We start from the raw sequence: 21,793 nt of genomic DNA, 5'->3' as shown, positions 1-21,793 counted from the left end.
ATCGCATGAGCGACGAAGAAACTCTTGAACACGAAGCGGTGCCAGAGGCTGGCGGCGTCGGTGCGCGGCTCAAGCGCGCGCGCGAACAGGCCGGGCTCGATCTCGAACAGGTCGCCGCCGAAACGCGCATTCCGCAGCGGCACCTGCTGACGATAGAAGAAGGCGCCCTGACAGATCTGCCGGCGCGCACCTATGCCGTCGGCTTCTCGCGTACATATGCCCGGCTTGTCGGGCTGGATGAACGCGAAATAGTCGATCAGGTGCGCGAAGAGCTGGCGCAGGGCAACGATCGCAGCGTCACCCCGGCCAAGTTCGAACCGGGCGATCCTGCGCGCGTACCCGGCCGTGGTCTTGCATGGTTTGCGCTGTTCGCCGCCGTGCTTCTGATGGGCGGCATCTACGCCTTCTACAGCAGCTATTTCGCGCCGGGCCTCGGCCCTGCACCGCTGAAGGGGCCCGAAGAACAGGTGGCGGCGAATGCCCAAGGCGCTGCCACGCCTGCCCCGGCGCAGACTCCGGCCGCGACCGGGCCCGTGGTCTTCACCAGCGAAATGGACGATACCTGGGTCAAGTTCTACGACAGCAAGGGTGATCGGCTGTTCGAAGCGCAGATGGCCAAGGGTGACAGTTTCACCATTCCCGCCGATGCCGAAGGGCCGCAGGTCTGGACCGGGCGTCCCTATGCCCTCGCAATTACGGTCGGCGGCCGCGCTGTTCCCAAGCTTTCTGAAGAGGACGAGATCATCAAGGATGTTCCGGTGACGGCAGAGGCATTGCTGGCGCGCGCCGATCAGCCTGCTGGCCCTGCGACACCGGCGCCCAGCGGCGGCTGAATCGCCCTTCTGTCGAAAGGGGATAAGCCCCTTCATGGCCTCGACAGCTTCGCGGCCCTAGTGCAGTTTTGGTTACTATAAATACTCGTGTGGAGCTTCTCCCGATGACTTTCGGATCGTTCGCCCGTCACCTCTCCTTCGTGGGTGCGGGTTTTGCCCTGCTGGCCACTTCGACGCCTGCCTTGCCGCAGGACGGCAATGACGAAGCGCGCCTGCGCCGTCTCGAATCGGAAGTTCGCGCGCTTCAGCGCAAGGTATTCCCCGGCGCCGACGGGCGCTTCTTCGAACCGGAAATCAGCGCACAGCCCACAGCGCGGCCGACTGCTCCGTCGACATCCACCACTGCGGTCACGGATATTCTGGCCCGGCTCGATGCGCTGGAAACGCAGCTCCAACGCCAGACTGCCCTGAACGAAGAAAACGGCAATACCATCCGTCTGCTGGCGGAACGGGTCGAAGCCCTCGAAGCGGCTCGCTCGGGCAGCATGCCGGCGCCTTCGTCGACTTTCACTCCGGTGCCCACCTCGACCTCGTCGTCCAGTGCCGGTGCGACGCCCGCGCCTGCTCCAGCCCCTGCGGCCCAGGCCGGGCCGACGCAGGAACGACTGGCGAAGGTTCAGGCCATCGCCAAACCCCAGACGGACGATCCGCTCGACGATGAATATTCCTATGGCTTCCGCCTGTGGGAAGCGAAGCTTTATCCCGAAGCGCAGCAGCAGCTGACCATGTTCGTGGAACAGAACCCCAATCACTGGCGCGCTACCTATGGCCGCAACCTCCTGGGCCGTGCCTATCTCGACGATGGGAAGGCCAAGGAAGCGGCCCCTTGGTTCCTTAAGAATTATCAGGACGACAAGACGGGTGCGCGCGCTGGTGACAGCTTGCTGTATCTGGCGGAATCGATGATCGCGCTGAACGATACGCGCCGTGCATGTATCGCCCTGGCGGAATTTGCAGAAACATATCCCGCGCTCGCCTCTGGCCGCCTGCAAGGCCAGTACGATGCCAATCGCGGCAAGGTGAAGTGCAATTGACGGATCGCTCGATCCGCCGCTGATCGAGCGTTTTCGGGGCGACCTCGCTCCCCTCTGGCCGGGAATGGACAGCCCCGGGGCCGCATTGGGCCTCGCTGTTTCAGGGGGCGGGGACAGCCTCGCCCTGCTCCTGCTCGCCCATGCGGCACTGCCCGGCAGGATAAAGGCGGCAACGGTCGATCACGGCTTGCGTCCGGAAAGCGCCGATGAAGCGGACGGGGTCGCCCGCTATTGTGCCGAACTCGGCGTGGCACACACGACGCTCACCGTATCCGTTACGCGCGGCAATACGCAGGAACAGGCGCGCAAGGCCCGTTACGGGGCGCTCGGCGATTGGGCCGAAGAAAACGATCTCGACGCCTTGGCGACGGCTCATCAGATGGATGACCAGGCCGAAACATTCCTGATGAGGCTCAATCGCGGCAGCGGTCTGGCCGGGCTGTCGGCAATCCGGGCCCTCGGCTCGGTACCCTCGGCTCCGGTCGGGCTTGTCCGTCCCTTGCTGCGTTGGCGCCGCGATGAACTGGCGGCCATCGTCGAACGGTTCGGATGGTCGGCTGTCGATGACCCGTCGAACCATGACGATCGATACGACAGGGTGCGCATGCGCCATGCGCTGGCTGAATGCGACTGGCTCGACATTTCGGCGATCGAGAAAAGTGCCGGCTATCTTGCCGAAGCCAGCAACGCGATCGAATGGATGGTTGGGCGCGAATATGCCGAATGCGTGACCCCGGTCGACGACGCGGTTTGCTATGCGGCCCTGCGCACCGGCGTACCGCATGGCCTGATCAGGGCAGGCGTGATCCGCACGATCTACCGCCGGTTCGGCAAAAGCATCGGGCAGGGCGAGGCGGCGGAACTGGCGGACAGTCTGGTCGCCGGCAGAAAATCGAATGTCGGCGGCTTGCAGGCCCATGTGGAGGACCGTGGGGGCGAACGTCTGTGGGTCTTCCGCGCGGAAGTCCCGCGCCGGACCGGATGACCCGCATCGCTAGATGATGCTGTCGCCGTGGCTCATCCGCTGGCCATTGGTAATCACGACCTTGTCGCCCTTCTTGGCAATGGCGAACAGCCGCTCGGCGATCTCGTCCGGCACGCCGACGCAGCCGTGGCTGGCATAGCCGTTCTGGACTTCGCTACCGCCATGAATGGCAACGCCGTCGGATGTCAGGAACATGCTCCATGGCATGGGGGCATTACCGTATTTCTCGGACACATTGTGCCGCTGCTTCCACAGGATCGGGAATACGCCAGTGGGGGTCGGATGGTCGTCCGTGCCCAGCATGACTGCAGCCGCGCCGATTTCATAACCGCCCCGGAAGATCGAGATGACCCGCGCTTCCAGATCCACCGTGACCAGCAACGGGCCGTCTGGCACGCCTTCGTCGTCCCAGTGCCATTCGCCGTATTTGATCGGCCCTTCGATCGGAAGGATGCGGCGCACGGTATAAAGCCGCTTTGCATCGGCAATGGCCTTTGCAGCGATCGCACCATGGGCATGAACCGGTTTCGCCGCGACAGGCGCCTTGGATACGGATGCCCCGGCAAGCGGGTTTTCGGCGGACGCTCCGCTACCGATCGCAACGCCCGCCAGAACGAGCGCAGCCGCGACGGTTCCGCCGCCGATCCACTTCAGAATCACATCCATGGACAGGTTATGCCCGCAAAACGCTTAATGTTCCACTTTGCGCAAAAAGCCGTCCCATTGGGGCACGATGGAAAGCGGTCGCGCTAACCGCGCAGCGCGCAAGCCTCACGGGCAAGCTGTTCGACTTTGGCTTCATCTACCGCTCCGCGCGGCGCGACCCAGCTGCCACCCACGCAGAGCACGGGATCGAACGCCAGCCATTCTGCCGCATTGTCCAGCGAAACGCCGCCGGTCGGGCAGAAGCGACACTGGCCGAAGGGCGCTGCCAAGGCTTTGAGGGCCGGCAATCCGCCAGCCGCCATCGCGGGGAAAAACTTGAAATGCGTCAGCCCCAGATCGAGCCCGCGCATGATGTCTCCGGCATTGGCGATGCCCGGTAGAAACGGAATGTCGTCGCGGATTGCCGCCTTGCCCAGCGGCTTGGTCAGGCCCGGCGAAACGATGAACTGGCTTCCCGCATCGACCGCGCTGGCAAGGTCGCGCTCATTGGTCACAGTGCCTGCACCCACGATAGCACCTTCGACCTCGCTCATCGCACGGATCGCATCCAGCGCGACAGGTGTCCGCAAGGTTACTTCCAGGATGGGCAGGCCACCAGCGACCAGCGCCCGTGCCAGCGGCTTGGCATGTTCCAGATCGTCGACCACGATCACCGGGATTACCGGGGCGGTCTGCATGATGTCGGCTATGGTCATGGGTGTTCCCTGACGAAGGCTGCGGCAGCCCCGAAAAGGCCGGGCTGCGGATGAACGATGAGCTTGACCGGGATCGAGGCCATCAGCTCCTGGAAGCGTCCCTTGGACTTGAACCTTTCGGAAAAGCCCGATTTGAGCAGCGTGTCCCGGATGCGATAACCAAGACCGCCCGCGATCACGACACCGCCGAAACCGCCTTGGGCAAGGGCGATGTCGCCCGCGACACTGCCCAGCGACATGCAGAAACGATCGACTGCCGCAGCAGCAAGGCTGTCGCTGCCGTCCTGCCCGCGCTTCCAGATCGCGATGTCGTCTTCCTCGGCGACCGGCCGGCCTTCCATGGATGCCAGCGCCTGATAGATATCTGAGATGGCCGGGCCCGCCACCACGCGCTCGACCGATACCCGTACGTGCCGTTTGCGCAGACGAGCCAGGATGGCATCGTCGATCTGGTCGAGCGGGGCGAAATCGATATGGCCGCCTTCGGTCGCCGACACGCGGTATGTGCCGTCAGCTTCGCGATAGAGATGCGCCACCCCCAGGCCGGTACCGGGGCCGAGCACACTCAGCCGGCCCGTCGGTGCCAGCGGTTTGTCGGGGCCGGTCAGGTGGATGAACTGGTCCTCGTCCACACGCGCGACCGCATGGGCGACCGCTTCGAAATCGTTGACGATGCAGTATTCTTCGACGCCCAGCTTTTCCCTCACCAGTGCCGGGCGAATGATCCAGGGATTGTTGGTAAAGCGGATGACTTCGCCGCCGACGGGGCCCGCGATCGCCATCGACACGCGCGGCGGCAGGGATCCGCCCATCCGCCCGCGAAAATCCTCCCACGCCGTCTGGAAGCTGGCATGATCCTCGGTATGCAGCGTTTCCGGTTCGCTCAGGCTGATCGTGCCGTCATCGGCAACGGTCGCGATGGCGAAGCGAGCGTGTGTGCCCCCGATGTCGACGCTGACCAGTTCCATCGTCACAGGCCTGCCATCGCCATCATCGAAGACGCTCCCTGTTCGGCACCGTCGGCATTGCTGCGGAACATGGCGAACAGTTCGCGGCCCATTCCCGTTTCGGGTTCGGGCGCAGGGGCCGGCTCGCGTGCATCGAGATCGGCATCGGTCGAAAGCTCACCCGTAGCTGCGCAAACACGTACGATATCGCCGTCGCGCAGTTTCGACAGCGGCCCGCCGCCCAGCGCCTCGGGCGTGCAGTGGATTGCCGCGGGCACCTTGCCCGATGCGCCCGACATGCGACCGTCCGTTACCAGCGCGACCTTGTACCCACGGTCCTGCAGAACGCCGAGGGCAGGGGTCAGCTTGTGCAATTCGGGCATACCGTTTGCTCTCGGCCCCTGAAAACGCACTACAACCACTACATCACACTGTAGTTCGCCCAATTCAAACGCTTGATTGACATCCTTTTGCGTTTCGAAAACCCGGCAGGGCGCCTCGATGGTCCAGCGCTCGCGTTTCACGGCGGAGGATTTGAAGCAGGCCCTTCCTAAATTCCCCTGCACGAGACGCATGCCGCCGTCTGCCTGGAACGGGTCCGATGCCGGCCGCAGCATCTCCGTATCCCCCGACGGCCCCGGGTCGCGCCACGTCAGATCGTCGCCGTTCATGCCGGGTTCTTTGCTGTAGCTTTCGAAGCCGCCGTCCCAGATGGTAAGGATATCGCGGTGCGCCAATCCTTCATCGAGCAGCGTGCCAATCACATAGCCCATGCCGCCAGCCTCATGGAAATGGTTCACGTCGCCCGACCCATTGGGGTAAACGCGCGCTACCAACGGCACGGCGCTGGACAGCTCCGACAGATCGTTCCAGTCGAACCGAATGCCTGCCGCGCGTGCCATTGCCGGTATGTGGATCGCATGATTGGTCGACCCGCCCGTCGCCAGCAAGCCGATGGCCGCGTTCACGATGGCCTTTTCATCCACCACTCGCGCCAGCGGACGGAAGTCTTCGCTCGATTTCCCGATTGCGGCGAGGCGATGGGTAGCTGCGCGGCTCAGCTCCTGCCGCAATTTGGCGCCAGGCTGCACAAATGCTGCGCCCGGGACATGCAGGCCCATCATTTCCATCATCATCTGGTTGGAATTGGCGGTTCCATAGAACGTGCATGTGCCCGGCGAATGATAGCTGCCCATTTCGCTCGCCAGCAATTCATCGCGGGTGGCCTTGCCCTCTGCGTAGAGCTGGCGGGTGCGCTGCTTTTCCTTGTTGGAAATGCCTGTGCCCATCGGTCCAGAGGGCACGAAGATCGCTGGCAAGTGCCCGAAACGCAGCGCCCCCATGAGGAGCCCCGGAACGATCTTGTCGCAAATGCCCAGCAGCGCCATGCCATCGTACATTGCATGGCTGAGGGCGATCGTCGTCGACAGCGCGATCGTGTCGCGGCTGAAGAGCGAGAGCTCCATGCCGGCCTCGCCCTGAGTGACGCCGTCGCACATCGCCGGGGTCCCGCCGGCCACCTGCACCGTCGCGCCGACTTCGCGCGCCCAGATCTTCATCCGCTCAGGATAGCGATAATAGGGCTGATGCGCCGACAGCATGTCGTTGTAGGCGGTCACGATGCCCAGATTGGGGCCGCGCGCAGCACGTATGGCTTCCTGATCCTCCTCCGCCCCGGCAAAGGCATGGGCGAGGTTGGAGCAAGACAGGGAGCCGCGATTGACCTGCCGCTCACCCTCTCGATCCATCAAGTCGAGATAGTCGGCCCGGCTGTCCCTGGAATTCTCGATCACGCGCTGGGTAACGCGATGAATAGTATCGTTGAGCGTTTTATTCGTCATGCCAGCTCACCCCGTCCCGTTCTGCAAGAGCGATGGCGGCATTTGGTCCCCAACTGCCCGCCCCATAGGTTTTTGGCTTTATGCCTTTGTCTGCCCACAATTGGCGGATGGCATCGATCCATTCCCACTGCGCCTCGATCTCGTCACGCCGCACAAACAAGGTCTGGTCGCCCTCGATGAGGTCGAGCAGCAAACGTTCATAGGCGATGCGCCTCACGGTCCCGGAAAAAGCATCCGGCATGGCAATATCGAGCGGAATCTGGCGCAGCCTGATCCCTTCGCGATCGAGCCCGGGGACCTTTGCCATCATGGAAAGCTGGACATTCTCTTCCGGCTGGATTCCGATGACGAGGCGGTTGGGCTGAGTGGTCGCACCCCGGCCTTCGAAAATCGAATGCGGGACACACCGAAACTGCACGACGATCTCGGTTACCCGCTCGGGCAACCGTTTGCCGGTTCGTAGGTAGAAAGGGACTCCCTTCCAGCGCCAGTTGTCGACATGCGCCTTCAGCGCAACGAACGTCTCGGTATCGCTGTCCCTGCCTAGCTCTTCATCATAGCCGGGGACCGGGCTGCCATTGACTGCGCCTGCCCTGTATTGGCCGGTAACGGTTTCATCGGCAGCTACTGGACGAAGGGCGCGTAAAACCTTGACCTTTTCGTCGCGCACTGCGGTAGAGCCAAAGCTCGTCGGAGGCTCCATCGCCACCAGCGCCAGCAGCTGCAGCATGTGGTTCTGAACCATGTCACGCAACGCACCGCTATCGTCATAATAGGCTACGCGCGATTCCAGGCCGACGGTTTCCGCTACGGTGATCTGGACGTGATCGATATAGTTCGAGTTCCACACCGGCTCGAGCAGTATGTTGGCAAACCGTAATGCGAGAAGGTTCTGGACCGTCTCCTTGCCAAGATAGTGATCGATGCGAAAAATGCGGTCTTCGCTGAACGCCTTGGCGACTGCATCGTTTATTTCTTCGCTCGATGACAGATCGATGCCGAGAGGCTTTTCCAGACCGATACGAACATTGCCTTTGGTCAGCCCTGCGTGAACAAGACCGTCGATCGTCGCTTCGAACAAGCTTGGTGCGGTCGAAAGGAAGATCGCCAACCCCTTCACGTACTCGCCCACCTCGCGGGCAAGTTCGTCATAGCCTTCGAGCGTGGTAGCATCGACCGGCACGTAGCTTAGGCGATTGAGGAATTCGGCTACGCCGCCGCGTCGGTGATCCGGCAGGTATTTTTCGAGCGCCTCCCGCGCGAAATCCCGAAACTCCTTCGTGGACATTTCCGATCGAGCCGTCCCTACGATCTTGAGGTCGGGTTCGAGCAGCCCATCGGCGTCGAGAGCGCATAAGGATGGAAGCAGCATGCGCTGCGACAAATCGCCAGTCGCGCCGAACAAAAGCAGTCGATCTGCGGTCAAGGTCATGCCTAGGGCCACCCACTCACATCTTTTCTCCCTCGAGCGGCGGTTATCAGGGGCACGCAATGCATGCCAGTCGGCTGCATTCCTATTCTTTCGTAACGCGAACCGAACTTGAACGGAAATCATTGGCGCCGAAGCTTGTCAGAAAGCTGACATCGGCGGCGTCCCTGCCTACGCCGATCTTTATGGTTTCGGCGGGGTCGGCCATGCCCGTAGCATCCACAAGCTGCCATGTGCCCCCATCGCGCGTAAACGGATCGGCCAGGAAAACTTCCGCTACCGCGTGAAAGTCTGGCGGATCGACGCCAGGCGCGTAACACGCGACATAGCGGGCAGGAATGGTGCTCGCGCGCGCAAGCGTTACGAGCATATGCGCGTAGTCGCGACAGATGCCTTGGCGAGCGATGAAGCTTTCGGCTGCACCGGTCTTGGTCGTCGAACTGCCAGGAACGTAGCTGAAATGTTGGTTAATCCAGTCACGGATTGCCGCGATCCTTGCTCCACCGGTTGTATCGGCAAAGCGCGATTCCACGAATGTCTGAAAGTCGTCAGCTGGGCAATAACGGCTATCGAACAGATACTCGACCACATCTCCGGGCATTTCATGCGGGGAAAGGCGCGAGAGATCTTCCAGCGGGGATAGCTGTCGGTCGAGTTCGACCTCGGCCCGATACGCGACTTCGAAGTCGCCTTCGGTACGAATCCAGATCCTCTCACCGATGTCGTCTTTCGCAGGGACGCGCGCGCAATGGACACTGCTTCCCAGTCGAGTTTCGGTCGAAAGTATTCTCTGTTCCGGAATTTGCGCCGCTTCGAATTGCAGCAAGACATCTGTCGGGGCGCCGAGGTGAAAGGCGAAGCGGGTTTCTATGATGATCGGCATATGCGTGGTGAACGCTGCACGGGGGCGTTCGTTTCACCGGGCCCAGAAACGATAAAGGGCTCCGCAAGGGAGCCCTTTGAAACTCGTTAGTCAGACACTTAGTCAGCCGTGAACAGCCACTTCCAAATGCTCCACATGGTGATACCTCCTGTTGGTGCAGGAGTTAAGTGCCATTAACCATACTTGTTTGTAAAGCCTAAACCATGTTTGCGGCGCCTCTGGTTTGGTCTGAACTGTTTAGTTCCAGTAAGTTAGTTAATGAAATCGGACGCGAAAAAGCGAAGCCTTGAACCTGTTGGCACCCAATCAGCTCCAGCATGTCGATATCGTTAGGGTTTTCCAGACCTTCGGCTACGACATTGATTCGGGCCTCTCGACCCATCGCGGCGACGCTTGAGACGATGGCCCGGGCTTTTGGATCTTTCGCCATGTTCGATACGAAAAGGCGGTCAATTTTAATTTCGTCAAACGGCAACTCGTAGAATGCTTCGTAGCTCGCTGAGCCAATCCCGAAATCGTCCATCGAGACCTTTACGCCAACCAATTTGATTTCATCTAGAATACTTGCCGCAACGGCATAATCCGAAATGCGGGATGTTTCGGTAATTTCTAGTACCAGATATTCCGGATCGAAGCCTGTCGATTGAAGTGCATGTTGGATGATCCCGACTATTCTCATATCCCCGAGCAAAGTGGCCGAGATGTTGACCGACATCGTGATTTTACTCCCACGAAAATGAAGTAGCTTTCCGGCTGAGCAAGCAGTGTGCAAAACGTATCGAGTGAGATGTTCCATTCTTCCAGCCTTCTCGCACTGCTGGATAAAGTGGACAGGCGATATGAATCCGCGCGCCGGGTCGTGCCAGCGAACTAACGCTTCAACGCCCGCTAAATTCTTAGACGCTAGGCAGATTTTCGGTTGGTAAACGCAATAAATTTCGCCGACGTCCATAGCCTGATCGATGCGTGCACGTAAGGAAATATCCCAGAGAAGATCGTTTTGCGATCCAGTCTCTGCAAAAGTTATTGGATCATGGGCTTCCGAGGTTTCTTCCGCTGCTGCGACAGCCGCTGCTAATCTAACAGGGGGGTCCCCCTCAACCGCGGCGACGCCGAAGGTTATCCCGACATCAACTGAGAAACCGCCCACTTGTATGGGTGCTGCGAAAATCGCCCTTAGGCCCTCGAGATGCTCAATGACGCTTTCTGCATCATCATTTGCTACGTGCCAGCCAAGATGGTGACCTTCACTGTAGATAGCTAGTTTTGAGTCTGCGGCGCGCAAACGATCTACCAATTTGAGTACGTAAATTCCTTTGTCGTCCGATTTGAGGGTTTTTAGAACGCGCTCATAATTTTGTATCTTGGCAACCACTATATGGCCCGTCCCGACGTTCTCCTTGCCCAGGCGAGCTTCAAGAGCACGGAGCTTGGGTAGCCCAGTTTCAGTGTTAACCATCTCGACACGGCGCTTCCAGCGACTACGTGATCTGAATGCGGCGAAAGTTGCAAGCAAGGTCAGGGCGTACGATAGGTCTACACGTACTGCCAATTTTGAAGTAAAAAACAGCAATATTGGAGCAAATATTGCAATTGCGGTATACCCGACCCAGCGTCTTTTGCGGGAGTTTCCGAGTATTATTATAATACAGAGTAGCGCGGCAAAGATAAATAAGACAACCGCTCCTCGAAGATAGTTTGTATGCCCGGATTTAAGAGTCTCGCCGGCGTATATATCTACGAAGCTCAATGGAGCATCAATCATCATAGGTATGGGTTGCTGTGCCCCGGCAACCCGGTTGCTATGGCCAAGAATGGCCACCTTGCCAGTGACATCGACTCTCGAGGAATCGAGCGTCCCTCGAGAGTTGATGAGATCACCGATTGAAATGGTCGGGATTTTAAAATGTCCAAAGCCATAATCGACAGGGTATTTGGACGAGCGCTCTCCAATTGTGCCAGCTATAGCCGACCCAAATGCACGATAATCAGTGCCATTATACTTATATGTATGGTGAAGTTCCCAAGCAAAGCCAAACCAGTTTCGATCCGTCTGGTCGGAGATTACTCGTTCGGCTGAACCGGAAATAGATTTGTCGGTGGCCCGATGCGTTTTGTTGACACCGGAGGCAAATGCAACTCTATCCACAACGGTGATCCGAGCGCCCAAGTCGGCAATCGCGCGGGCTAGACGAGCATCGGCATTGGGATCATTTGATTTGGCAAAGGTCACATCGAGAAATACTTTCCCAACTCCGCGACGATCTAGCTCATCCAGGGCCTCGGCTACTTCATACCGCGCTTGGGGCTCGTCCGGATCATTCAAGGCCTCATCTGAAGATATGAAAACCACATCACCCGATGGGCTGCGTTCAGCTATTCGCGATTGCACCAGCCACAAGAACTGATCGACCGGTTCGAGCAGTAAGACGGCAAACAATGCGAGGCTTATGAAACCGGCCCACATCACGTGTCGCAGACGCTCTAACAGGCGCCCGCTAAAAAGCGAACGTGTCCGGGCAAGGAGATGCCTGGCAGGGTTCGAGGTGCGTGTTTCGCCCATCGATTACCCTTATGGAGGTCTTAAGTTTAAAAAAGGTTTGACGAAGGGTGAGAGAATCCACCGGGTTCGCAGCAAGCTGTGGGTTTCAGTGGTAAATTTGGCTTTAGGAATTACCGGTAAAGAACCTTGATCCGTTGAAAAGCGGTTGCGAACGCGGCGGCAAATTACCCTTGTTGCTGAACGGTATAAGGGTTGCGGTGTCGAAGGAGCGCATTCGGGCGACGCCCTAAATCCGCATCAGCCGCAGGCTGCTCCGAAAAGATCATGCGCATCGCTATCTTCGATCAGAACATCCACGATGTCGCCTGCCGACAGGTCTGGGCGTACGTTGCGAAGGTAAACCGCGCCGTCGATTTCTGGCGCGTCGGCCTGGCTGCGACCGGTTGCGCCAATGTCACCATCTTCGTCGGGCTCGCCTACCTCGTCGATAATCACGGGGATCGATTTGCCGATCTTGTCGCGAAGCTTCGCGGCGCTGATGCGCTCGGTCACTTCCATGATGCGGGCATAGCGGTCTTCCTTGACGGATTCCGGCACCGGATCAGGCAGATTGTTGGCCTGTGCACCATCGACCGGTTCGAAGCGGAATGCGCCTACACGGTCCAGTTGAGCCTCTTCCAGCCAGTCGAGCAGGTACTGGAAATCCTCTTCGGTTTCTCCGGGGAAGCCGACGACAAAGCTAGAACGAATAGCGATTTCAGGACAAATTTCCCGCCAGCCCTTCAAGCGTTCCAGCACCTTTGCCTCATTTGCAGGACGCTTCATTGCGCGAAGGACCTTGGGGCTCGCATGTTGAAAGGGTATGTCGAGATAAGGCGTCAGCAACCCTTCGGTCATGAGCGGAATGACCGCATCGACATGGGGGTAGGGGTACACGTAATGCAGCCGAACCCAAGGAGGGGTGCCGCCTCCAATGTCGAGCTGTCCCAGTTCCCGCGCAAGATCGGTCATATGCGCACGAACATCACGACCCTTCCAACTGCGGGTTTCGTGGCGTGTGTCGACGCCGTAGGCGCTGGTATCCTGACTGATGACCAGCAGTTCCTTCGTTCCTGCGGCAACCAGCTTCTCAGCTTCGCGCAGTACCGCATCGATCCTGCGGCTGGCGAGCTTGCCACGCAGATCCGGGATGATGCAGAAGGCGCAGGAGTGGTTGCAGCCCTCGGAGATCTTCAGATAGCTGTAATGGCGCGGCGTCAGTTTGATATCCGGCTGGGGGATCAGGTCGACATACGGACCTTGGGAGGGCGGGGCATAGGTATGGACCGCGTCCACCACCTGTTCGTACTGATGCGCACCTGTCACAGCGAGGACCTGCGGATGTGCAGCGCGGATGGCGTCGGCCTCCTCGCCCATGCAGCCGGTCACGATCACACGACCATTTTCCGCGATTGCTTCGCCGATGGCAGCAAGGCTTTCTTCCTTGGCCGAATCGAGAAAGCCGCATGTATTCACAAGGACCACATCGGCACCGGCGTAATCCGGGCTCATCGCATAACCGTCCGCGCGTAGACGGGTAAGAATGCGTTCGCTGTCGACCAGCGCTTTCGGGCAGCCGAGGGAAACCATACCGACCTTCTTTTGGTCGGGGATCGGGGTGGTAGTGGTGGTCATGATTGCGCGCGCCTCTACACCTCTATGCGCCATTGCGCTAGCGTCGTGCGTATTGCGCATTAGCGGAAGGATGGGAAATGGGCGAAATCAACTGGTTGGCGGTGGTGCTCGGTGCCGTGGCGTTCTTTCTGGTCGGCGTCATCTGGTATGGAATGGTGTTCGGAAAGGCTTGGCAGAAAGCGGCAGGCCTTTCCGATGAACAGTTAAAGCGCGGCAACATGGGCCTGATTTTCGGTCTCGCCTTCATCGCCGAACTGATGATCGCATTGACACTCGGACATTCGATTGCGCGTAGCGCGGCCAGTGATCGTGCTGTGATGATGATGGCTGTTGGCTTCGGCGCCACAATCATGGTGCCGGCGATCGGCATCAACTATCTTTTTCTGCGCAAAACGCTGACGCTCTTTCTTATCGATGCCGGGCACTTCATTGTCGGCATGGCAGCGATGGGCGGAGTTTTTCTGCTGTTTCGTTAGCCTATGCGTCGATCAGATCGTCGCGATCCCGCCCATCGCCATTGGTTTCGCCATTAGGCGTGGGTATGATTTCCACCACCACATCGCCGCTCTGAAGAGTTTGGCATTCGTCTTCCCAGAAACCGAGCGCCCGCCCGTTGCGATAAACGCGCAAACCGCGGCCGCCTGTTTTTAGCTCGCTGATGGCCAGGCCGCACTCTTCATCGGTAATCCGGCGTTCGACAAGCTGCACGCGGCCCGAAACGCTGGCGAGGTCGGCAAGATATTCAGCGATATGTTCGCCCTTTGCGCTTCCGGCGAGAAGCAGTCCGGTAAAACGAACGGGGTTGATCACATTGTTTGCGCCAGCCTGCCTGGCCAGGGATTCGTTATCGTCCGCCCGCACAACCGCGCTGATGGGCACATGCGGCGCAAGGGCGCGCACGGTCAATGTGATCAGTATCGTCGTATCATCGCGACCCGCGGATACCAGAACGTTCTGAGCTTCGCTGATGCGGACGGCCTTCAGCGTCTGATCGCGCGTCGCATCGGCGGCCATGATGTTGCAACCCAGGGCTTCTGCCTCGTGAAGCCTTTCCTCGCTTGGATCGATAACGACGATGCACGACGGGTCGGTTCCACGCTCGATCAGTTCACCGACCGCCTCGGAACCCGAAATGCCGTAGCCGAGCACCACGATGTGGTTGGAAAGCTGTTCCTGAATGCGGGCCATGCGCCATTTCTCCCAGCTGCGCTTGATGATGAAATTGTAGGCCGTACCCACAAAAATGAAGAAAACCGCGAAGCGAATTGGCGTGACGATCACCGCCTCGACCAGTCGCGCGCGATCTGAAATGGGGGCGATGTCGCCAAAACCGGTCGTGGTAATGGAGATCATCGTGAAATAGATGACGTCGAGAAAGCTTACCTCGCCGTCGAGATTGTCGACCAGCCCTTCACGGTCCCACCAGTGGATCATGACGACCACGAAGATGAGGAACAGCGCGAGACCGAGGCGGATACCAAGGTCCCCCCACACCGGTATCTTTAACGCGCGCCTTAGCGGTTGAAAGCGCGGACCGCGATAGGTGCGCACCGTGGTGCTGGCGGCAATCCGGTCGACCTGCTTATTGCTGCTCATGCTTACGCTAGGTGGGCGGGGAACGGTGCAAGGTCAACATAATCGCGCTTAGGAAGTAAAACGGTCTGCGAGCGCGCCGAGCGACGAGTGGTGGGTCAGGTCCAGCTGGAGGGGGGTGACCGAAATATAACCTTCGTCGATCGCCTCCAGATCAGTGCCATGATCCAGCGTGTGTTCAATCGCTTCCAGGCCAAACCAGTAGTATTTGAACCCTCGGGGGTCGCGGCCCTCGACTACGGTCCCGCGCGAATAGTCATGGAACCCTTGCCGAACTGCGCGGATACCTTTGACTTCCGCTGGGGGAAGGGGTGGGAAGTTGACATTGACGAGGGTGCGCTGCGGCAGCGGTGTGTCGAGCAGCGGCGCCAGCACCTTGGCACCCCATTCGATGGCGGCGCTGAACGGGACGTCCGCGCCCATGCCTTCTTTCGCATAAACCTGACTGAGCGCGATTGAGCGGATGCCGGCTAGTGCTCCTTCAATCGCGGCCGAGACAGTGCCGGAATAGGTGATGTCGTCAGCCAGATTGGCACCGCGATTGACGCCTGACAAAATCACATCAGGTTGCGCGTCCATGACCTTGCGCATGCCCATGGTCACTGCGTCGGTGGGTGTCCCGGTCACGGAAAAGCGGCGATCGTCGTGCTTGCGGAGCCGCACGGGGCGCGCGAGCGTAAGGGCGTGTCCCATACCCGACTGTTCTTCGTCCGGGGCGCAAATCCAGATATCGTCGCTGAACTGGCGTGCGATGCCTTCCAGAACCCTGAGGCCAGGAGCGTGAATGCCATCATCATTGGTGAGGAGGATACGCATCAGGATATCGCCTCCAGCCTGTCCACTCCGCCCATATAGGGCGTGAGCGCATCCGGCACGGTAACGCTGCCATTGGCGTTTTGGTAATTTTCCATCACAGCCACCAAGGTGCGCCCGACTGCAAGCCCAGAGCCGTTGAGAGTGTGGACGAAAGCGGTCTTCTTTTCACCTTCCGGGCGATAGCGTGCGTTCATGCGGCGAGCCTGGAAATCTCCCGTATTCGAACAGGAGGAGATCTCGCGCCAGGCGCCCTGGCCAGGCAGCCAGACTTCCAGATCATATGTCTTTCTCGCGCCGAAACCCATGTCGCCGGTGCACAACAGTATGCGACGGTATGGCAGATCAAGCGTTTGAAGTAGCTGTTCGGCACACTCTGTCATACGCTCGTGTTCGGCAGCGCTGTCTTCAGGGCGGCAGATACTGACCATCTCCACCTTTTCGAACTGATGCTGGCGGATGAAGCCGCGCGTATCGCGGCCCGCGGCGCCTGCTTCCGAGCGGAAGCACAAGGTGTGCGCCGTCAGGCGGATCGGTTGGGTGAGATCGGGCAGGATCTCACCCGCAACGGAAGCCGTCAGCGAAACTTCCGACGTCGGTATCAGCCAGCGGTCATCGGTCGTGCGGAAGCTGTCTTCGGCAAACTTGGGCAGTTTGTCGGTGCCGTACATGGCGTCGTCATTGACCAGGACCGGCGGGTTGCACTCGGTATAGCCGTTCTTGCGGGTCTGCGTATCCAGCATGAACTGCGCCAGCGCGCGGTGGAGCCGCGCCATGTCGCCGCGCAGGAAAGTGAAGCGGGCGCCCGACAGCTTGGCCCCGGTTTCGAAGTCCATACCCAGCGCAGGGCCGAGATCGGCATGTTCCTTCGGTTCGAAATCGAATGCGCGCTTTTTGCCCCATTGATGGACTTCGACATTGTCAGCCTCGTCCTTCCCATCGGGCACGTCGTCGGCGGGAAGGTTGGGAAGCGTGGCGAGCAGATCGTCGAGTTCGCTGCTGGCGGCACTGGCGGCATCTTCCCATTGCGGCATGCTGGCCTTGATGTCGGCAACTTCGGCCTTGAGCGCTTCGGCCTTGTCCTTGTCGCCCTGGCCCATGGCCTGTCCGATCGCCTTGGAGGCATCATTTCGGCGGCTCTGCGCCTGCTGGACCTTGGTGCTCGCTTCGCGCTTTTTCGCGTCGAGGGCGATAATGCGATCCGCCACAGGATCGGCGCCGCGACGTGCAAGAGCGGCGTCGAAAGCTTGCGGATTGGCTCTGATATAAGCGATGTCGTGCATGGTCGCGGCCTATGCCTTTTCGTACCATGATTGGCCAGCCACTTCCCGCGTGGACCTCCTTTTGCGGGCACGACTTGTCGAAGAATACGTTGAGGGGCACCTACCAAAGTTCGAGAGGCCCCACCTTGATCGACCAGCCAATCCAGCCGCCGCGACGTACGCATTTCATCGACGTGGCGGATGGCGTGATAAGAGCGGGTCGCAAGCTAGGGGCAATAGATCCTGCCCGACTGGATAAGAATGCACTTCTGGACGGTGCGATGCAGGCAACCGGTCTCGATGATTTCGGCGATGATTGGTTCGAGCGGCCCTTCGATGCGCTACTGGACAGCGTGAAGGGCGAAGCGCGGCTCAACGCGGCGGGCGACCTGTCCGCGATGAAGCAATTTCACCATATTTTGCGCGATCGGCTGTATGCGCAGATGTGGTTCAAACGGCACCCTGAAATTCTGGCTCGGCCATTGAGGAACCCGGTCGTTATCGTCGGGCCCATGCGATCCGGAACGACGCGCCTTCATCGTCTGTTGGCGGGAGACAAACGTTTCGCGCATCTGCGCAGTTTCGAGACGATCAGCCCGGTACCACGTCCGGAGTTCGAACAGGTGCTGGCCGGAGAAAAAAAGGATTTCCGCCCGAAGCTGGCCAGCCGGATCATGAAGGTTGCGCGGCTGGCCAATCCGCGCACTCTCTCCATCCATCCCACCGGCCCGTATGAACCTGAAGAGGAACTCGGTCTGCTGGTGGCGAGCATGTGGAGCATGAAGCACGATGCCCAGTGGCACGTGCCCTCCTATGCGCAGTGGTGCGAAGACGAAGACCCGGTCCCCGCATATCGTCACATGGCGAACCTTCTGCGTCTGATCGGCTGGTCACAGCAAGAAAGTTCCCTGCGCCCGTGGATCCTGAAAACGCCACAGCATATGCTCGACCTGCCAGCCTTGCTCGAAGTGTTTCCCGATGCACGGTTGATATTCACTCATCGCGATCCAAAGCAGTTCGTGGCCAGCGCAGCCTCGCTGGCCTGGAATCAGCAGATCATCTATTCGGATCACTGCGACGCTGCGCGTACGGGCCGGGAATGGCTGGGCAAGACCGCCACCATGATCGAACGGATGCGATCTTCGCGCGACCTGATTCCGGCCAACCGCATGATCGACATCCAGTACGAGGATATGGAAAGGGACTGGCGCGGAACGATGGAACGTGTCTACCGCTTCCTCGGACTCGATATGGCGCCGGCAATCCCCGCCATGCAGCGCTATCTCGACCGTTCGGCGAGGCTCAAGCGCCGACCGCACCGCTACAGTCTGGAGCAGTTCGGGCTAAGGGAAAATGAGGTGAGCGAACGGTTCGCCGATTATACCGAGACTTATGGTATTTCGACCGGCACGCCGATCAGCGATACGAAGCGTCTTCGGTTAGGCGCATGACGAAAGGGGCGGAGCAATCGCTCCACCCCTTGCATTTACATCCCGCTGAATTCTCGTGTGGTCAGAATTTGACCTGTCCAGTCACGAATACGCGGCGCGGATCGCCGTAGAAGGCAGTCAGGTTCCCCTCCAGCCCAAGGACGGATCCGGTGACGAAATCGTATCCGGACACGATGTAGCGCTGATCGAAGAGGTTTTTCCCATGGATCCCGATGGACCAGCGATCACTGTCGTCGGTGTAGACGATGCTGGCATCGACCAATGCATAACCATCCTGGTCAAGCGGCCCGGGCAGTTCGAACTGGCTCGCGTCTGAGCGCAGCGAGACCGAACCGAGGAAATCCACGATCCCGCTGGCCACGGGAATGCCCAGATCGAACCCGGTATTTACGGTCACATCGGGGGTGTTCTGGAATACGCGCTGATCCGCAACGTCATTGCCGAGAGCGTCGATGAATGTGTTGTATTTGGCATCCAGCACGCCCAGCGCCCAGTTGAAGGTCAGGCGGCTGCCGGGTCCGGCAAAATTGCGGCCGACAACGGCCCGCCCTTCGAATTCGACGCCGTTGACGTCCGCATCGCCCGCATTGGATGTGATGCCCACGAAGCTGTCGCTGATGCCATCGCCGTTGCTGTCGACGCCGACCGAGCCAGGGATCTGCACGTCGGTGTAATCGCCTTTGAAAGCGGCCAGGCTGATGAACAGACTGTCGTCGAGCAGGGAGGCTTTCCAGCCGATTTCGTAGCTGTCGACCGTTTCGGGCGCGAAGCTGAGAAATTCATACTGGTCCGCATAGTCGATATCGCCATCGCCATCGAGGTCCGGCGCCTGGCTGGTCTGGCCGCGCGGATCGAAACCGCCGCCCTTGAAGCCTTTCGAATAGGTGGCGTAGAAAGTGTGATTAGCGTTCGGTTTGAAAGAGAGCGAGGCGCGCGGGGTGAATTCCTTGAACGTAGCACTGCCGTTGAAGTCGCTCGTGACGGCAATCGGGACCGCGTCAGTCGGCGGGAAGAGATCGGAATACCCGCCGACGAATGTGGTGCGCAGAATGCGACTGGTCCGCTTGTCCCATGTATAGCGGCCTCCGACCGAGAGACTGAACTGATCGGTCAGATCGTAGGTGAAATCGCCGAATATCGACCAGGTCTTGGTGTCGACATCACCCAGCGTCTGCGCATTGAGGCCGGGTAGTCCAACCGCCGGAAGAGCGCCCGTCGTGAACAGTGCGACATCGAAAGCAGTGAAGGCACTGGCATCGAGATAGTAGGCACCAAGGACGCCCGACAGGCGATCACCTTCGTAAAGGAACTGGAGTTCCTGGCTGAATTGCTTGTTGCGGTAGATGGCGGGCACATCGAGATCGGCCTGGGGCAGGCTGTCGAAATCGATGGGAGTGGTCGAATGATCCTTGCGATAGCCCGTGATCGACTTGACCGTCATGGTGTCATTCAGTTCATACGCGATGGTCAGGCCGCCGCCATAGGCTTCGACCTCCTGATCCACGACATCAAGCCCGGCGCGAGTATCATAGACATCGTCGAGGACGGGGGCGCCGGAAAATGCACTTGGCAGCAGGCGGTGGCCCTGGCGGGGGTCCGAATTGTCTTTCACATAATCGCCAGACACGCGGATGAAGAGAGGGCCATTGTCGAATTCGATCGTGCCGCGGGCCCCCCAGACATCCTTGTTGTAGTTTTCGACACCTTCCTGAACCAGATTGTCGCCGAAACCGCCGCGCGACAGCCGGGCACCGCTGACGCCCACCTTCAGGCTATCGGACACTGGTGTCGATGCGGTGACGATCAGATCTGCCTGATTATAAGATCCGTAGGTCCCACGGACTTTGATCTCGGTCTCGTCGGGCAGGGCGGCCGTGACGTATTTGATCGCGCCGCCAATCGTGTTGCGGCCGTACAGAGTGCCCTGCGGTCCGCGTAGAACTTCAATCCGCTCGACATCGTAGATATCGAGCACGGCGCCTTGCGGGCGGTTCAGGTAGATGTCGTCGACATAGAGCCCCACTCCGGCTTCGAAGCCAGCCACAGGATCCTGCTGACCGACGCCGCGAATGAATGCGGTCAAGGTTGTATTGGTGCCGCGGCTGACCTCGAGCGTGAGGTTGGGCACTTCCTGCGCTATCTCGGTGATCTCGAGCGTGCCATTTTTGGCCAGTGCTTCGCCGGAGATGGCAGTGATGGAAAGCGGTACGTCCTGGATGCTCTCCTCACGCCGGCGCGCTGTCACCACGATAACGTTATCGTCATCCACGACAGGGGCCGCCTGGTGTGCGTCCGTGGTCTGGGCAGACGCGGGCGCTGTAAGGAACGCGGCGGTTGCGGCGCTGCCAAGCAGGCCCGCAACGAGGAATCTGGTGGCTTTCATAATGTGGATCTCCCTCCCAATTTCTTTATATGCCTCCCTGATACTGAAACCTGAACCACCTTTCAAGTTTGTTGTTGCGTCGAGTGGATGGCATCGGTAGCGTCGAGCCATGCGAGGGGGATCGAAATGAAGGCTGAGCAGGGGCCAGACCAAGCCAAGGCGCCCCGTACGGAACGTGGGCGAAAGACGCTGCGCAAACTGCTCGATGCAGCGACGAGGGAGTTCGCAGATCACGGATTTCACGATGCGTCGATCAGCGGCATTACCCGCCGTGCGGGGGTGGCGCTGGGAAGTTTCTACACCTATTTCGATAGCAAGGACGCGATTTTCCGGGCGCTGGTTTCGGACATGAGCGAAGGCGTGGGCCGGGCCGCGCGCCAGGCGCTCTCGCCTTCGATGGGGGCGCTGGAAATCGAACATGCGGCGCTGCACGCGTTTCTTTCCTTCGCGTCGGAGAACAAGGAAATCTACCGCATTATCGACGAGGCGGAATTCGTCGATCCCGACAGCTACCGCGCACACTACGAAACCATCGGCACGCGTATTGAAGAGCGGCTGAAGGCAGGCGACGATAGCGGCGAGTTCATATCCGGTCTCGGCGCGCCGGAAGCCTGGGCGGTTATGGGGATGAACGTATTTCTGGGGTTACGCTATGCGATATGGGCGCGAGAGGGCGACCCGGCTTTCGAAGAAATCGCGCGGCGCGCCAACGATTTGCTGGCGCATGGCATCGCTTCATCCGGGGATTGATCCGCGGAACTCCCGACGGGCCAGACCGTTCAGTGCCCAAAGGAGAAATCG

At 59.7% G+C, this 21,793-nt stretch carries 18 protein-coding genes; 6 read left to right on the top strand and 12 right to left on the bottom strand.

What is annotated here, in order from left to right; all coding sequences use genetic code 11:
• Positions 1-5 precede the first annotated feature (5 nt).
• The 3 genes from K3177_RS08980 (at position 6) to tilS (ending at position 2,852) form a co-directional block, all read left to right on the top strand.
• Positions 6-833: a helix-turn-helix domain-containing protein gene (locus tag K3177_RS08980; RefSeq protein ID WP_221597961.1), complete on the top strand. Its 828-nt coding sequence runs from the start codon at positions 6-8 to the stop codon at positions 831-833.
• A gap of 104 nt (positions 834-937) precedes the next feature.
• Positions 938-1,867 carry a tetratricopeptide repeat protein gene (locus K3177_RS08975; protein WP_103022451.1) on the top strand — a complete coding sequence of 310 codons (930 nt, stop codon included), beginning with the start codon at positions 938-940 and terminating at the stop codon, positions 1,865-1,867.
• 64 nt (positions 1,868-1,931) lie between these two features.
• Entirely contained in the window at positions 1,932-2,852 is a 921-nt protein-coding gene (gene tilS / locus K3177_RS08970) for a tRNA lysidine(34) synthetase TilS (RefSeq protein WP_221597960.1), read from the top strand.
• Positions 2,853-2,861: 9 nt separating this feature from the next.
• Here tilS and K3177_RS08965 read toward each other — a convergent pair whose 3' ends face one another.
• The 8 genes from K3177_RS08965 to rimO form a co-directional block, all read right to left on the bottom strand.
• Positions 2,862-3,518 carry a L,D-transpeptidase family protein gene (locus K3177_RS08965; protein WP_221597959.1) on the bottom strand — a complete coding sequence of 219 codons (657 nt, stop codon included), beginning with the start codon at positions 3,516-3,518 and terminating at the stop codon, positions 2,862-2,864.
• 83 nt (positions 3,519-3,601) lie between these two features.
• A complete protein-coding gene (eda, locus tag K3177_RS08960) occupies positions 3,602-4,213 on the bottom strand; it encodes a bifunctional 4-hydroxy-2-oxoglutarate aldolase/2-dehydro-3-deoxy-phosphogluconate aldolase (RefSeq protein ID WP_221597958.1) in 612 nt (203 codons plus the stop codon).
• The gene (gene glk / locus K3177_RS08955) at positions 4,210-5,181 is read right to left on the bottom strand and encodes a glucokinase (protein ID WP_221598119.1); all 972 of its coding nucleotides are present in this window, start codon (positions 5,179-5,181) and stop codon (positions 4,210-4,212) included. The genes eda and glk overlap by 4 nt, the downstream gene beginning before the upstream one ends.
• Before the next feature lie 2 nt (positions 5,182-5,183).
• Positions 5,184-7,001 carry a phosphogluconate dehydratase gene (gene edd, locus K3177_RS08950; RefSeq protein ID WP_196846797.1) on the bottom strand — a complete coding sequence of 606 codons (1,818 nt, stop codon included), beginning with the start codon at positions 6,999-7,001 and terminating at the stop codon, positions 5,184-5,186.
• Entirely contained in the window at positions 6,991-8,433 is a 1,443-nt protein-coding gene (gene zwf / locus K3177_RS08945; protein WP_221597957.1) for a glucose-6-phosphate dehydrogenase, read from the bottom strand. The genes edd and zwf overlap by 11 nt, the downstream gene beginning before the upstream one ends.
• Before the next feature lie 82 nt (positions 8,434-8,515).
• Positions 8,516-9,313, bottom strand: a complete 798-nt coding sequence (locus K3177_RS08940) for a transglutaminase-like domain-containing protein (protein WP_221597956.1) — start codon at positions 9,311-9,313, stop codon at positions 8,516-8,518.
• A gap of 196 nt (positions 9,314-9,509) precedes the next feature.
• Positions 9,510-11,780, bottom strand: coding sequence for an EAL domain-containing protein (locus tag K3177_RS08935; RefSeq protein WP_221597955.1), 2,271 nt, complete (start codon positions 11,778-11,780; stop codon positions 9,510-9,512).
• Positions 11,781-12,113: 333 nt separating this feature from the next.
• Positions 12,114-13,490 carry a 30S ribosomal protein S12 methylthiotransferase RimO gene (gene rimO, locus K3177_RS08930; protein WP_221597954.1) on the bottom strand — a complete coding sequence of 459 codons (1,377 nt, stop codon included), beginning with the start codon at positions 13,488-13,490 and terminating at the stop codon, positions 12,114-12,116.
• A 77-nt stretch (positions 13,491-13,567) separates the two neighbouring features.
• Here rimO and K3177_RS08925 point away from each other — a divergent pair, with 77 nt between their 5' ends.
• Positions 13,568-13,966, top strand: a complete 399-nt coding sequence (locus K3177_RS08925) for a DUF1761 domain-containing protein (protein ID WP_221597953.1) — start codon at positions 13,568-13,570, stop codon at positions 13,964-13,966.
• Position 13,967: 1 nt separating this feature from the next.
• Here K3177_RS08925 and K3177_RS08920 read toward each other — a convergent pair whose 3' ends face one another.
• From K3177_RS08920 to serS, 3 genes are read right to left on the bottom strand one after another with little or no spacing between them, the layout of a single operon-like run.
• The gene (locus tag K3177_RS08920; RefSeq protein WP_103022462.1) at positions 13,968-15,086 is read right to left on the bottom strand and encodes a potassium channel family protein; all 1,119 of its coding nucleotides are present in this window, start codon (positions 15,084-15,086) and stop codon (positions 13,968-13,970) included.
• Positions 15,087-15,134: 48 nt separating this feature from the next.
• Positions 15,135-15,899, bottom strand: coding sequence for a 5'/3'-nucleotidase SurE (gene surE, locus K3177_RS08915; RefSeq protein ID WP_221597952.1), 765 nt, complete (start codon positions 15,897-15,899; stop codon positions 15,135-15,137).
• Positions 15,899-17,179 (bottom strand): serine--tRNA ligase, encoded by a 1,281-nt coding sequence (gene serS / locus K3177_RS08910; RefSeq protein WP_221597951.1) that lies wholly within the window; start codon positions 17,177-17,179, stop codon positions 15,899-15,901. The genes surE and serS overlap by 1 nt, the downstream gene beginning before the upstream one ends.
• 125 nt (positions 17,180-17,304) lie before the next feature.
• Between serS and K3177_RS08905 the strand changes: the two genes are divergently transcribed.
• Positions 17,305-18,609: a sulfotransferase family protein gene (locus K3177_RS08905; RefSeq protein ID WP_247714339.1), complete on the top strand. Its 1,305-nt coding sequence runs from the start codon at positions 17,305-17,307 to the stop codon at positions 18,607-18,609.
• Between the two features lie 61 nt (positions 18,610-18,670).
• Here the strand turns inward: K3177_RS08905 and K3177_RS08900 are convergent, their stop codons facing one another.
• On the bottom strand, positions 18,671-20,992 hold the full coding sequence (locus tag K3177_RS08900) for a TonB-dependent receptor (RefSeq protein WP_221597949.1): 2,322 nt from the start codon (positions 20,990-20,992) through the stop codon (positions 18,671-18,673).
• A gap of 126 nt (positions 20,993-21,118) precedes the next feature.
• Here K3177_RS08900 and K3177_RS08895 point away from each other — a divergent pair, with 126 nt between their 5' ends.
• On the top strand, positions 21,119-21,742 hold the full coding sequence (locus K3177_RS08895) for a TetR/AcrR family transcriptional regulator (RefSeq protein ID WP_221597948.1): 624 nt from the start codon (positions 21,119-21,121) through the stop codon (positions 21,740-21,742).
• Positions 21,743-21,793 lie beyond the last annotated feature (51 nt).

Source organism: Qipengyuania pacifica (genome assembly GCF_019711555.1).
GTDB classification, from domain to species: domain Bacteria; phylum Pseudomonadota; class Alphaproteobacteria; order Sphingomonadales; family Sphingomonadaceae; genus Qipengyuania; species Qipengyuania pacifica.
The sequence above is the reverse complement of the archived record's forward strand: the minus strand, read 5'-3'. Positions and strand labels throughout refer to the sequence as shown.